Here is a 14,435-nt window from a genome sequence, read left to right on the forward strand (position 1 = left end):
TTCAGTAGTGTACCGAGGCAGGAAGGCGTCTCGATTCTAGGGGCGCGCAAGTTGGAGTGCTTATCGTGTGGCAACGATGACTCCGACCGACTCTGTGATGATTCCGATGTCCGTGATGGTGAACCCCGCATCCATGAGGAGATCTGCGAGGGTCCCCATCGGTGGCAACGTCTCGTAGTCGCTCGGGGACTGCTCCGGACCGAATCGCATCTTGTCGGCGACGACGATACAGCGCGGGGTCAGCGACGCGAGACCCTCGATAGCGGCTCGTAGTTCGTCCTCTCCCCCGTCGTCGTAGGCCATGTAGAGGGCGTAACTGGCGATCACGACGTCCACCGGTTCGTCGGCTTCGGGGTCACGGAACGACCCGTGTCCGAACGAGACGTTCTCGATGCCGCGGCGTTGCGCCTTCTCACGGGCGTACTGGAGCCACTCGTCGTAGACATCGCGTCCGAGGACGCGGTGACAGGTCGATGCGAGTTCGAGAGCGACGATGCCCGTCCCTGTACCGACGTCAAGTACCACGTCGTCAGCCGTGACGGGTGCGTGCGAGAGCAGGTACGACAGGCACTGCTGGTACACCTCGTCCGTCTCGCAGTCGGTATCGTAGTCCATCGCGGTGTAGCCGTCGCCGCCGCCTTCCGTATTGGTCATCCGGTCGGGGGTAGGACGTGCGTGTCGATAAGCCTCTCAAGAGTTATCGCTGACACTTCCTGTCGACCCCCGCGCGATACGTAAGATACCCACAGAACCGTGTCGACTCCAGAGCACACCTGCAAGTCCACATATCCGAATATCCGACTGTCCGAATATCCGAATGGGCGGAGCTTCGAATACTCGACCACCATCCGCCGATACACGACGCAATATGCCAAATATTCAGATATCCAGATATCTATAGGTCCGCAGATTTGGATTTCACAGTATCTGCGCCAACTCGATATCCACTCCGTCATTGGAACCGAAGCCGGAACAATGAGAACACCGTCCACTGATCGTCGAACAAGCGATCGCGACTGTGGATCCCCTGACGAGGGACACGAGTGCAGCAATTGCAGCCGTGAGGGACAATCCAACTGCACACGACGGCGACACCCAGTGTTGAGTCTCCCGGGGAACTGTCGTCGGTGACACCACGTAGATCGACATCAGAGCCACGAACACTTCGAAAACCCACTCGTTGAGTGAGCCAGAGAGCACACTACGAGGTGACCAACCTCGTAAGGATACGCGGCTGACCGATCAGGCCGAATGGCTACAGATGTGAACATTTAGAGAACCACATATCTGCATATCCAAGTATGTGAATGTGTGTAGCCGTTGCGTACGTGGATATGGAGATGTGAGCACATGCGCACAACGACACACCGATAGGCGAGAGCTGATGGGAGATACGCAAGAGTCGCGAATCCCGTCGACACGAGGGCACGGGAGAATTCGAAAGAGCCGACGACCGAGTTACACGGTAGCTGGTGCGTGGCTCACGTCTTATCCACTCCTAACGCGAGTGGTCAGTGGATGACTACCGCGGGCGTCGAAGATCAGCTCTTCGTCCTCCTGTACCTGTTCTCGATAGCCGCCGTCGTCGGCGTCCTGTCGACCCGCTACGCACGGATACAGTACACTACCGGGCTCCTGATCGCGGGGCTGTTGGTGTCGCTCGTCGGCTCACCAGTTGCGGTCGAGTTCTCCTCGGACGTGATCTTGCTCGCTATCTTGCCCGCGCTGATCTTCAACGACGCGGTGACCATCGACGTGGAGGCGTTGCGGTCGAACCTCGGACCGATCCTCGCGCTCGCAGTCGGAGGGTTGCTGCTGTCGGTCGCCATCGTGGCGATAGCGGGGCAAGTCCTGTTCGGCTTCACGCTCGCGGTCGCCGTCCTGTTCGGCGCCATCGTGATGCCGACCGACCCCGTCTCCGTGCTGGCGACGTTCGACGACCTCGGCGTGCCAGAACGACTGAAGATCCTCGTCGAGGGGGAGAGCCTCCTGAACGACGGCGTGTCTATCGTCGTCTACTCGACCGTCCTCGCGGTGTTCATCGAAGCGGAAGCCCGTTCGATGGCGGTCGCCGATCTCGTGACGCCCGGCGCGCTCCTCGCGGACATCGCCGTCGGCATCGTCGTCGCCGTGGCCGGTGGTGCGGCAGTCGGCGGGGTAGTCGGCTACCTGGCGTACGAACTCATCGCACGCGTCGACGACGACCTCACCGCGGTCGTGATCACGCTCATCGTCGCCTACGGCGTCTACCTCCTCCTCGACGTAGCCGGGAGCAGCGGCGTGATTGGGACGCTCACAGCCGGCCTGTTCATGGCCGCTCGGCCGAGCAGGGGAGCGATCTCACGCTCGACCCAGTTTTCCGTGGGGGTCGTGTGGGGATACGCGGCCTTCATCGGGAACACCATCCTCTTCGTCGCTATCGGCGTCCTCATCCCGATCGACCTCCTCCTCCGATACGCTCCCGAGATCCTCGTCGCGGTCGTGGTCGTCTTTCTCGCACGCGCTGTCGTCGTCTACCCGCTGGTCGCGGTGGTCAACCGACGGCTGGTCACGCCGATCCCGCGACGGTACCAACACGTCCTGACGTGGAGCGGCATCCACGCGTCCGTCTCGATCGCGCTCGTGTTGGGGGTAGCCGAGTCAATCACCAACCCGACAACCGAACTCCTGTCGGCGCTCGTCTTCGGCGTCGCCGCGGTCTCGCTGCTCGTCAACGGGCCAACGATGGGGAGGGTCGTCAGCGCCGTGGGCATCCAGAGCCAGCGACCCGCACAGAAGCTGTACCAGACGCTCGTCGGCAGACTCCACGGAGTCGACGCCGCGCTCGAATCAGCCCAGCGGGGCTTCGAGGCGGACGACATCCCAGAGAGCGTCTTCGAGGAGGTGATCGAAGCCTACCGAGATGAGCGCGACGACCTCGAGGCGGCTATCGAGACGTTGTTGCGCACGCACCCGGACGTTCGAGACCACGAGGAGCGTCTGGCCCGGCGTCGCGTCCTCCGGGCAGAGTACCAGGCGATCAACGAGGCGACGCAGCGTGGCGATGTCGACGGTGACGTGGCCGAGGAACTCCTCGAAAACGTCGAGGCACGGATCGACGCAGTTGAGACCGATTCGTGGTCGGTGGGCGACCCGATGCAGAGTGACGATCACTCGTCGTGGCGAACACGGGTTGAGGCGTTCGGACTCGACGTCGTGTCGACCGACTCTCGAACGGCCATGTCACAGTCGAGTGTGGACTCGGACTCCGACCGAGAACAAACGCGGTGAGCGAGTTCAGCGGCTGGCCCGCCGGTGAACGCGTCGACCACCGCTCATCGAGTCGGGTGCACTATCATGTCGATCGCAATCGTGCACGCGACGACGAGCCCCGCGTCGAGGTCGGGCGAGACCTGGATGCCGTAGCTGTCGCGAACGCGGAACCACTTCTTTGAGACCTCCGCGACTCGGTCGCCGTCGCGCATCAGTTTGTACTCGTGGTTCAGGACGTTCCCCTTCACCGCCAGGTCAGTCCCACCCTGTATCGAGACGGTGAATCGGTTGCGGATGGGGCTGACGACAGCCTTGTGAACGCTCGCAGCGGGGTGACCGTTCCGCTGGATAGTCATCGAGTTTCTGACGCGGAGGAGTTTCTCCTGGATCGTGTACGTGTCGCCGGTCCGGAGATCAGTCATTCTCAGCGTGTCCCTGACGCGGAGCGCCTTCCCGTCGATCTTGAATACACGCTCGCCGGCGCTGTTCTCGACGAAGAAGTCGTCGCCGATCGAGATGAGTTTCTGCGTCATCTTGTAGCGATCCCACTCGCCACCACCACCGTGACTGCGACCGCCACGTTTGTCTCGTCGTCCCTGACGCTGCTCGGTTCGACCGGGTTGAGGTCGTTTTCGTCCCATGAGACAGCTACGACACGACGGCGGGTCAAGATATGTTCACCATGGCACGTCGATACCGACCGCGCACAGAACACCCACCAAGCCTGTTGGGGGCGAGCGCTGTCGATATCAGACAGTATCTGGAGTCTGAGTCGGTTACGCAGCGAAGTGGTCTCCGCTCGGCCTGCGCGGTCAAGTGAGGTCGGCGGTGGTGCGAGTGGTTGGGAGCGCAATGCTGGTGCTGCTCGACCGGACAATACCACGATGGCTGAACAGCACCGTCGCGCACGCGGGAGCTGCTACGAGGAGGATCGGCGTGTCTACTTGGACGTCTCAGCGACCACGTACTGCAACCCGGCTGGCGCTAATCCTATACCAGTTGCTTCGAACTGGGAGGTACGCGAGTGACTATGGACCCCACCGAACGCTCCCGGCGACGGATTCTCCACCTAAGTGCCGCTGGAGTTACCACGAGTCTCGCAGGCTGTGCCTCCGCGTGGCAAGACGCGAAAGATGCAGGCGCGGAGAACAGCGACGAGGATGAGCCAACGGGTGACAACTGGAACCCAACCGAAACGACGACAGCGACCAGCAGTGGAAAACCGGACCAGCCGCCAGCGTATTTCGACTCTCCTGACTACGGCGAATTCTCCTACTGGTACCTCGCGGAACGGACTGAACCTCCAACTGGTCCTAAGGCCGAGTACACCTCTCCCGGACACTTCGACAGCACCCTCTTCCAAATCAACGTGGAAGGAGATACTGCACGAGTCACTATCGAGAACGCCAACGTCGTCCGTGACATCGACGTTACGCTCACGATCCGTGATGTGAATTACGAACTCCAAACCGTTGACGGACAACTCACCGCCACGGATGCCGACCAGTTCGAGACCCGGACGCTAGAGTTCGACATCTCGGGCATCGACCTCCCGACTGGTGCAGGGAGCATTTGTGAACTCACTGGAACTGACACCGACTCTCGCGACGACCGCACGGTCATCATCAAGCGTCACCAGTTCGTCGGTATCGAGTACAAAGACGGCATCAACTGGATTAACGACGACGAACTCAACGTTCGGCGCTGGCGAGAAGGAAACCGACAAAAATGGGACAAGCCACGGGGCGTTACTGGCAATACCGAGTACACCGGACTGAATAAACGAGCAGAGCCAGCAGGCCACGTTGAATACATCGACACAGATACGGAGCGAGTCATGTTCTTCGTCACTCGCAGTCCTGATAGCGAAGAACTGTTCGGCGTCTCTTGTCACATCGACCACGAGCCAGCCCAGAAGTACAAAACAGGAACCAGCCGCTACCAGTACCGATACGGAGTCAAGTACGAAGGAGAGTTCGCAACACAAATCAGCCACCTTCAAGAAATCGCTCAGGTCACTCACGAGACTATCACAAAACTTGGGATCACTGACCCTCGGAGAAAACTTGAATACCTTGGTGACTTCGTTCAGATGATTCCATACATCCCACAGGGTGACGACCCGCCACCGACAGTTGTCCTATACGATGGTGTGGGGGACTGTTCATCAAAAGCGATTATGATGGGTGCCCTCCTCCAGAATGACCCGTGGAATCTAATGCCCGGATTCATCGACTGTGAAATCAGCGGGACTGGGCACTGGACAATCGGACTCGATGTTAACGACCTTGGAGACACCTCTATCGATTCAATGTTTACAATCGCTCCAAGTGACCACCAAATCGAAAACGAGGGCTACACCGATACCGAGTATGCGTTCTTCGACCTGACATACGACTCCCATATCGGAGAAAAAACCCAGAACGTCACCGGTTCTAACTACTATGACGACGCAGACTTCTCTCACTCCGCAGACAGAGCTTCTGACACGCCGCCAGATTACTGAGATAGTTCCCCTACATCATCCGCTTCTAGGTACGACTGAAACGACACACCCAGTATATTATCTGCCTCACGGAGACCGCGAGCCTCAGTTAATAAAAGGCGGCGGCGCTCTCCAACCTTGCGGGCGCTGCTGAGATCCCCCGTCGCGACCCTATCAGGTCTACGAGTTAGATACGAGCCAAGGACTAATCCAAGCGATTCAAATGTACGTGCCTATCCTCAGAGCGGTGGACTGAGTATCGCAGCATACGGTGTATCAATTTGCGACGTGGTAGGGTGGGACTGGCTCTCTCAATGCAAACAGCCTTGGGTCGCTTCTTGCTGAAAAATCTCCTTAGGTTCCCATTGAACGAGACACCCGTGGGAACACGAACCTCGGTCGGGGTCTTATGCCTCAGTGAGCAGGCCGCGCAGCACGTAGTGCAAGATGCCGCCATTCTCGACGTATCGGACCGCTGCGGGGGTCCCGACCTGCGCGGTCACGGGGAACTCGACGGTGGACCCGTCCTCGCGTTCTGCGACGACGGTTAGTTCGTCCATCACGTCGAGACCGTCGTCGAGGCCGCGAATGTCGTAGTACTCCGATCCATCGAGACCGAGCGACTCCCAGGAGTCACCCTCGTCGAACTGGAGTGGAAGCACGCCCATCCCGACGAGGTTGTCCCGGAAGATGCGCTCGTAGCTCTCCGCGATGGTCGCCCGCACGCCGAGGAGGTCAGTGCCCTTTGCTGCCCAGTCGCGACTGGAGCCGGTCCCGAACTCCTCGCCCGCCAGTACCACGAGCGGCGTGTCTTCCTCGCGATACCGCTGGCTGGCCTCGAAGACGGTCGTCTCGTCACCCGTCGGCTGGTGAATCGTGTAGCCGCCCTCGACGTCGTCGAGCATCTCGTTTTCGATGCGGACGTTCGCGAAGGTGCCACGCATCATCACCTCGTGGTTGCCCCGGCGAGACCCGTACGTATTGAACTCGTGGGGCTCGACGTCGCGTTCGAGCAGCCACTCACCTGCCGGGAGATCGGGACCGAAGGGCCCGGCGGGGCTGATGTGGTCGGTAGTCACGGTGTCACCGAGCAGCAGCAACGCTCGGGCGTCGTCGACGTCGCTGACCCCGGGCTCCGCTCTCGGGAACTCCTCGAAGAACGGCGGCTCGCGGATGTAGGTGGACTCGTCGTCCCACTCGTAGACGTCACCGGTCGGGGCGTCGAGGGCCTCCCAACGTTCGTCGCCCTCGAAGACGGAGGCGTACTTCTCCTCGAACATCTCCGGGGAGACGTTGTCGTGGATCGCGTCCCGGACCTCGTCGGCGTCCGGCCACAGGTCTGCGAGGTAGATCGGCTCCCCATCGTCGTCGGTTCCGAGCGGCTCGGCTTGGAGGTCGATGTCCATCCGACCGGCCAGTCCGTACGCGACCACGAGCGGTGGGCTTGCCAGGTAGTTCGCGCGGATCTTCGGGTGGATGCGAGCCTCGAAGTTCCGGTTGCCGCTGAGCACGCTCGTCGTCCAGAGGTCGTGTTCGTCGATCGCCGTCTCGATTGCCTCGGGGAGCGGCCCGGCGTTCCCGATACAGGTCGTACAGCCGTAGCCGACGACGTTGTAGCCCAACTCTTCGAGGTATGGGAGCAGTCCGGCGTTCTCCAGATACTCGGTGACGACCCGACTGCCGGGTGCGAGACTCGTCTTCACGTACGGCGGGACGTCCAGCCCGTGCTCGACGGCGTTTTTCGCGAGCAGCCCCGCCGCGATCATCACCGACGGGTTCGACGTGTTCGTACAGCTCGTGATGGCGCTCACGACGACGCTCCCGTGGCCGATTTCGGTCGTCTGGCCGTCGCCGAGGTCGACCTCGACGCGTTTCGTCAACTCGCCCAGGTCTGGCTCCTCGGGCGCTTCTGCCGGCGTCTCGGTGAGCGATCCGCCGTCACCCGTGAGTTCGGGGTCGCGGCCTCCCTCTCCGAGCCATCTGGCGATGGCGTCCTCGTCGAGGTCGTCGACGGCGTCCTCGAACTCGCCGTAGATGAGGTCCCGGAAGTGGGTCTTCATGTCGCCCATCGGAACGCGATCCTGGGGTCGCTTCGGGCCGGCGAGACTCGGCTCGACCGTCGAGAGATCCATCTCGACGACCTCGGTGTACTCGGGTTCCTGCTCGCCGAAGAGGCCCTGGGCATCGAGGTACTCGCGCACGAGTTCGATGTGTTCCGGGTCTCTGCCGGTGAGTTCGAGGTAGTCGAGGGTCGACTCGTCGACCGGGAAGACGCTGATGGTCGACCCCTGTTCGGGCGCCATATTCGAGAGGGTCGCCCGGTCGGGCACGGTCAGGTTCGCCACGCCCGGGCCGAAGAACTCGACGAAGCGGTCGACCACACCGACACCGCGGAGCTTCTGCGTGACGTGGAGGACGAGGTCGGTCGCGGTCGCACCCTCGGGAAGTTCGCCGGTGAGTCGGACGCCCACGACCTCGGGGAGCTTCATCGTAATCGGCTGGCCGAGCATCGCGGCCTCCGCTTCGATGCCGCCGACGCCCCAGCCGACGACACCGATGCCGCCGATCATCGGCGTGTGACTGTCCGTTCCGACGAGCGTGTCCGGCAGGAGCCAGTTCTCACCGTCGCGCTCGCGGGCGTGGACGACTTGCCCGAGATACTCCAGGTTGACCTGGTGGACGATACCCGTCCCCGGCGGCACGACCTGGAAGTCCTCGAAGGCGTTTTGGGCCCACTTCAGCGCCCGGTACCGTTCGGCGTTGCGTTCGTACTCTAGTTCGACGTTCTTCTCGTAGGCGTCTTCGGTTCCGAAGAAATCGACCTGGACGCTGTGGTCGATGACGAGGTCGATCGGAATCTCTGGTTCGACGAGCGTCGGGTCTTCTCCGTTGCGGTCCGCAGCCGACCGCAGCGCAGCCAGGTCGACTACCGCCGGGACGCCTGTGAGGTCCTGTAGGACGACGCGAGACGGCGAAAACGGGAGTTCTACATCGGGGACGTCTGGCTGCCAGGATGCCACGTTCTCGACGTCCGTCTCGTCGATGGCGTCGCCGTCGGCATTCCGGAGCACCGACTCGAGGAGGATCCTGATGCTCACAGGCAGCCGTGAGAGTTCACAGAGGCCCGCTTCCTCGAGCGCTGTGAGGTCTGCCATCTTGTACGTCTCCCCGTCGTGCTCGAACTCGCGGATCGCCCCGAACGGGTTTGCTGTAGCCATTGGTCAACCTACACTATCAACGGGTATGAGTGATTCGTCCAGCGGGACCGTTCAGCCTATCACAATCCCCGTCTCGTTGGATCGGCAAACGTGACAGAACAGGTATGTTTTGATGCGCGTCAGTGGACTCTAGGCGCCCCTAACCGTTCGGCAAACCAAATTTAGGCTATCCGAAAATTGTATTCAGATTGGCAAATCTTATTTCCCACTGAAGATACTAGTCTCCAATGGACGTCTCTTCGAGTTTGACATCGAACACATCTAGCCGTCTCGCGGGGTTAACGGACCGGCCAGAGATTCTGCGTCAGGTCGTGTTCGTCGCGATTACGCTTCTCGGGATGATCGGCGGACTGGTGGGCAGTTGGGTCGGCGCACCATCGTGGGTCGTCTGGGGCTGTTACGGTGCCGCGTACGTGTTCGGTGGCTGGTACGGAATCAAAGAGAGCATCAAGGCGTTTCGGGAGCCCGCGATAGAAATCGACTTCCTGATGATCGTCGCAGCGCTGGGTGCGCTCTACATCGATGCACCGTTCGAGGGCGCGATGCTCCTCTTTTTGTTCTCGCTGTCGGGCGTCCTCGAAGAGTACGCGATCGGGCGCTCACGGTCGGCGATCAAGTCCCTGGTCGAGATGCGACCGGAGTCCGCACAGGTCCTCGACGACGGGGAAGAGACGGAGACACACATCGACGAGGTCGCCGTCGGCGACGTGTTCGTCGTGCGGCCCGGCGACCGAATACCGCTGGACGGGGTTGTCGAGGCCGGCGAGAGTACTGTCGATCAATCGTCGCTCACCGGGGAGTCGGTCCCCGTCCCGAAAGAGCCCGGCGACGACATCTTCAGCGGCACGATCAACGAGTCGGGCAGCCTCGAAGTGCGCGTAACCCGGGAGCCAGATGAGTCCGCGCTCTCTCGCCTCATCCGCATGGTCGAGGAGGCCCAAGAGAAGCGAGCGCCGACGCAGCAACTCCTCGACCGCTTAGAACAGCCCTACGTACTGGGCGTGTTCGCGATGACCATCCTCGCCATCGCGGTCCCGATGGTCCTCCTGAATCACACGTTCGAGCCGACGTTCTATCGCGCGATGACGCTCATGGTCGCGGCGTCGCCGTGTGCGATCATCATCTCGACGCCAGCGGCGGTGCTCTCGGCCATCTCCGCGGGCGGGCGACAGGGGCTGCTGTTCAAGGGCGGCGAACACATCGAGACCGCTGGCAACACCGACGCCGTCGCCTTCGACAAGACGGGGACGCTCACGGAAGGCAACACGCGCTTGACCGAACTCCACACACGTGACGGCGCACACGTGTCGACTGACGGAGGTATCCAAAGCGACGCGACCGAGGACAGCACCCGCGCTACTGAGTCGTTGACAGCGGATCGGCTGCTCGCGCTCGCGGCAGCGGTTCAGTCTCGCTCGGAACACCACCTCGCCGAGGCGACTGTCGAGGCCGCCAACGAACGTTCGCTCGACATTCCGGGTGCCAGTGGCTTCGAGGCCGTCGTCGGTAAGGGCGTCCGGGCGACCGTTGGGGGGCAGACCCTCCACATCGGCAACCCGCGCTATGTCGCGACCGTCCTGGCCGACCGCGATATCGACGGCCGTGAGACCGGGCTCGACGCCGTCCGTGACCTCGAACAGAACGGAGAAACGAGTGTCCTCGTGATCGGTGAGGTGGACGGCCGCCTGAGCGTCCTGGGGTGGCTTGCGTTCACCGACACGATCCGATCCGACGCGAAAGAGACCATCGACCAACTCCGGGACCAGGGCATCGAAAAGATCGTCATGCTCACGGGCGACAACGAACGCGTCGCCCAACACACGGCGGAGGAACTTGGTATCGACGAAGTGTACGCCGAGTTACTGCCCGAGGAGAAGATCGACCACATCGAGGCGCTCCAGGAACGTCACGAGGCCGTCGCGATGGTCGGGGACGGGGTGAACGACGCCCCGGCGCTCGCCACGGCGGACATCAGCATCGGCATGGGCGGCGCCGGAACTGACGTGGCACTCGAAACAGCGGACATTGTCCTGATGTCGGACAAGCTCAGTCGACTCCCCTACGCATTCGCGCTCAGTCGGAAGGCCCGCCGTACGCTGCACGTCAACTTCGCAATCGCCTTCGGAGCAATCGCAATTATGCTGACTGCGATACTCGCTACAGGGCTTCCACTCCCGCTCGCGGTCGTCGGCCACGAGGGTTCGACTGTCCTCGTGAGTTTGAACGGATTGCGTCTGCTGCGATTCGGCGACTGACCGGGTGACGGGTCACCGAGAGAAATGGAGAACGTCCGCTCTTGATGACGGCTACTCCGCCCGCTCGCGTCTGCGCCGGCGGTCGTCGAGGTACGCGATCACACCGAAGAGGTTGATGAACGGCATCGCGGCGGCGTGGACCCACGTGTGTGCAGATCGGTCGGGGTCGCCTCGCACGTCGAGGTAGACGAACAGCGGGATGAGCAGTTCGACCACGAGGAACACGAGTGCGGCGACGCGGACGCCGACCGACACGTCCGAGAGGAACGAACCGCCGCCGAAGAGACTGTTGGCGACGAGCACGAGGAGGGCGACGACGAACGCGAGTTCGGAGAGGGTCCACACCCACAACCCGCGTTCCAGGGCGGGATCGGACATCTGGACGAGCGTTCGCGTGGGATTACATTAAACCGGGGTGCCGTTCGAGGTGGCGGAGCGTGGGGTCACTCCGGTCGCTCGATTGGCGACTCGAACACTGCGTCGTACACTTTGCGCTGCGCCTTCCGGAGGTGCTGGTGGAACGTCGGCGGCGCCACGTCCATGGCGGCGGCCACCTCCTCGCCGGACGTGTCGCGGGGCCACTCGAAGAATCCGGCGTGGTAGGCGGCCTCGAGTGCCGTCCGCTGGCGGTCGGTGAGATCGGTGACCATCCTGCGGTGAACGCGGACGGTGTCCTCGAACGAGCGAGTGAACTGCCGGCGCCGACGCAACACCGTCTGCGGGTAGTTCCGGCGGAGCGTCTCGATGGCGCCCGGGATGTCGACCGACGGCGCGAAGTACAGCGTCATCCGGAGGTCGCCCTCGTCGACGACGGCGCGTTCGAGGTGCCCGCCCCGCGAGGCGATGGCGGAGAACACCGGGAGGTCGACGCCACGGAGTTCGAACGTGACCGGGGGGCCGTGTGAGCGCACGGTGACCGAGTCCCACTCGGGGTTGTGCTCCTCGACGTCCCGCAAGAACGACATCGCGTCGGGCGTCGCCGTCCCGTACACGAGGAAGTCGCCGCCCGACAGCGGGACCATGTAGTCGAAGGTGAACGTGCCGGCAGGGGGGACGGACGTGGCGACGCCCTCAAACACGTCGTCGATACGGACGGTGAGTTCGACGAGTTCGTCGCTCAACAGCGCCTGCTTGCGCTCGGCGGCGGCGATGGCGTGGCCGACGACCTCCCCCAACTGCGCGATCACGTCTCGTTCGCGCTCCCCGAAGGCGTTCGGCCTCGCCGCGTAGACGTTCAACACGCCGTAGATCGTCCCCTCGTGAGTGATCGGGATGGCCGCCGAGGAGCGGAAGCCGAACTGTCGCACACGGTCGCGGACCGGCGCATGGCGGGGGTCTGTACGGGCGTCGTTCGTGAACTGCGCCGTCCTCGTTCGTACGGCATCGGCCGTCGGCCCACCGTCCGGGTCGGCGTCGGGGTCGACCGAGAGCGTCACCTCGTCGAGGTAGCCCTCGACGCCCGCCTCCGCGCGCAGCGACACCGTGTCGGCTGTTTCGTCGACCGCGCCGATCCACGCGAACTCGTAGGATTCGGAGTCGGCGAGTCGGTCACAGACGGTCTGCTCGATCTCCTCTCGAGTGGACCGATCGATGACCGCCGCCGTCACGTCGCGGACGACGTCGTGGAGGTTGTTGACCGCGACCTCGAAGTCGCGTCGCGCCTCGGCTTCGATCTCCCGGTAGTGACGAGCGAGCGCGACCGCCAACAGCGTCGCCACCGACTCGACGAACACGACGTCCCGGTCGGCGACCGACCCATCGACGGCCCCCTCGACGGCGACGACCCCCCACGAGTCGTCACGGGGTGCAATCGGCGCCCAGATACCCGATGTGGCGCCGTCGGAGACGACGACCGTCTCACCCGAGGCGAGTGCACGGTGGGCGTCGCCACCGTCCAGGGGCAAGGGAGCGTCGGCGTCACTCCAGCCGACACCAGCCCGACGGCTGAGTTCCCCGTCGACCGCGGTGGCGTCGAACACCCCACACCGGGAGACGTCGAGGGTCGAAGCGAGGAGGTCGACCGCCTCGTCGAACAACGCGTCCGGCCGCCCGCCGCCGAGTGCGTGGCGAGCGAGTTCGGTGACGCCCGCCTGGCGCTGGAGTTGCCGACGGAGAGCGCCGGCGATTTCCTCACGTTCGGTGACGTCCTGGGCGATGCCGAACGCCGCGTACACCTCGCCGTCCCCGTCGCGGACGGGCACGTGGTGACACTCGTACGTTCGGTCCCCGACCGTCACGTCGGACTCGTAGTGTGCTCCCGCCAGCGCCGCCTCGTAGGCCGGCACGAGCTGGTCGGCGACCTCCTCGGGCAGGACGTCCGCGATTCGCTTCCCCTCGAGGTCCGCCGCGGAGACGTCGAGTGAGTCGCTCGTCGTCCCGAACGCCGTGACGTACCGGAGGTCGTCGTCGACGAGCGTGACAGTCCCGTTGGGGATGGTGTCGACGAGCGTCTGGAGTTGCGTGTTCGCCTCGACCAGCGCCCGTTCGCGCTCGTCGCGCTCGGTCGTGTCCGTGACGACGCCGAAGCGGTCGAGGCCGTCGTCGGTCGCGACCGCCGTGACCGTCACCGCGACCGCCCGCGACTGCCCACCGGACACAGCCACCTGTGTGTCTCGACGCGCACTCTCGCGCTCGCCACGGTGGAGTTCTCGCCCGCACGTCTCGATAGCGTCGAGCACGTCTGGATCGTCGAACACCGTCGAGACGTGCGTACCGACGAGGTCCTCCCCGTCACGGCCGACCAGGGAGGTGTACGTCTCGTTCACCCAGGTGTACCGCCCCGCCGCGTCCAGGGTGAACACGCCGTCGTCGAGGATGTCGAGGAGCGGATCGAGCCGATCCGCGTCGATGGCATCAGCGAGTTGCTCGGGGGCGTCCCCGTCCGGTGTCGACGTGGTCGCCGCTCCGTCGGCCCCCGCGGTCGCCGTCGACGGCGACGAGCGCCACCAGATGCGGGCGTTCGCGCCGACCTTCTTCGTTCGCAGACGGTCTCGGTCGACGAGGTCTTGGAGTCGGTTGTAGGTGCTTCGACGCCCGACGTCGAGGTGTGCGGCCACCTCCGGCGTCGTGAGCGGCGTCGAGGCCCCGTCGAACACCGCCTCCGTCTCCGCGAGCGGTGGCGGCAGTGGCCCTGGGGTCATCACGTCCCGTAGGAGGTTCGACACATATCTAGCTTCCGTCGATGGAACTCGAACCGAAATCCGTCCCGAGTGAATCCGTACCTAC

The 14,435-nt window shown here is 63.3% G+C and carries 8 protein-coding genes; 3 read left to right on the forward strand and 5 right to left on the reverse strand.

Annotated elements, in window-relative coordinates:
- Positions 1-60 precede the first annotated feature (60 nt).
- Positions 61-654 (reverse strand): class I SAM-dependent methyltransferase, encoded by a 594-nt coding sequence (locus tag P0R32_RS17630; RefSeq protein ID WP_276239718.1) that lies wholly within the window; start codon positions 652-654, stop codon positions 61-63.
- Positions 655-1,518: 864 nt separating this feature from the next.
- Here P0R32_RS17630 and P0R32_RS17635 point away from each other — a divergent pair.
- On the forward strand, positions 1,519-3,270 hold the full coding sequence (locus tag P0R32_RS17635; protein WP_276239719.1) for a cation:proton antiporter: 1,752 nt from the start codon (positions 1,519-1,521) through the stop codon (positions 3,268-3,270).
- A gap of 44 nt (positions 3,271-3,314) precedes the next feature.
- Here P0R32_RS17635 and P0R32_RS17640 read toward each other — a convergent pair whose 3' ends face one another.
- Entirely contained in the window at positions 3,315-3,785 is a 471-nt protein-coding gene (locus tag P0R32_RS17640) for an LURP-one-related/scramblase family protein (RefSeq protein ID WP_276239720.1), read from the reverse strand.
- 497 nt (positions 3,786-4,282) lie between these two features.
- On the opposite strand from P0R32_RS17640, the gene P0R32_RS17645 reads away from it, so the two are divergent.
- The gene (locus tag P0R32_RS17645; RefSeq protein WP_276239721.1) at positions 4,283-5,758 is read left to right on the forward strand and encodes a hypothetical protein; all 1,476 of its coding nucleotides are present in this window, start codon (positions 4,283-4,285) and stop codon (positions 5,756-5,758) included.
- A 386-nt stretch (positions 5,759-6,144) separates the two neighbouring features.
- On the opposite strand, the gene P0R32_RS17650 is transcribed toward P0R32_RS17645, so the two are convergent.
- On the reverse strand, positions 6,145-8,955 hold the full coding sequence (locus P0R32_RS17650; protein ID WP_276239722.1) for an aconitate hydratase: 2,811 nt from the start codon (positions 8,953-8,955) through the stop codon (positions 6,145-6,147).
- 227 nt (positions 8,956-9,182) lie between these two features.
- On the opposite strand from P0R32_RS17650, the gene P0R32_RS17655 reads away from it, so the two are divergent.
- A complete protein-coding gene (locus P0R32_RS17655) occupies positions 9,183-11,210 on the forward strand; it encodes a heavy metal translocating P-type ATPase (RefSeq protein WP_276239723.1) in 2,028 nt (675 codons plus the stop codon).
- A gap of 51 nt (positions 11,211-11,261) precedes the next feature.
- Here P0R32_RS17655 and P0R32_RS17660 read toward each other — a convergent pair whose 3' ends face one another.
- A complete protein-coding gene (locus P0R32_RS17660) occupies positions 11,262-11,588 on the reverse strand; it encodes a hypothetical protein (protein ID WP_276239724.1) in 327 nt (108 codons plus the stop codon).
- 65 nt (positions 11,589-11,653) lie between these two features.
- Positions 11,654-14,350 (reverse strand): GAF domain-containing protein, encoded by a 2,697-nt coding sequence (locus tag P0R32_RS17665; RefSeq protein WP_276239725.1) that lies wholly within the window; start codon positions 14,348-14,350, stop codon positions 11,654-11,656.
- Positions 14,351-14,435 lie beyond the last annotated feature (85 nt).

It is taken from the genome of Halobaculum marinum (genome assembly GCF_029338555.1).
GTDB classification, from domain to species: domain Archaea; phylum Halobacteriota; class Halobacteria; order Halobacteriales; family Haloferacaceae; genus Halobaculum; species Halobaculum marinum.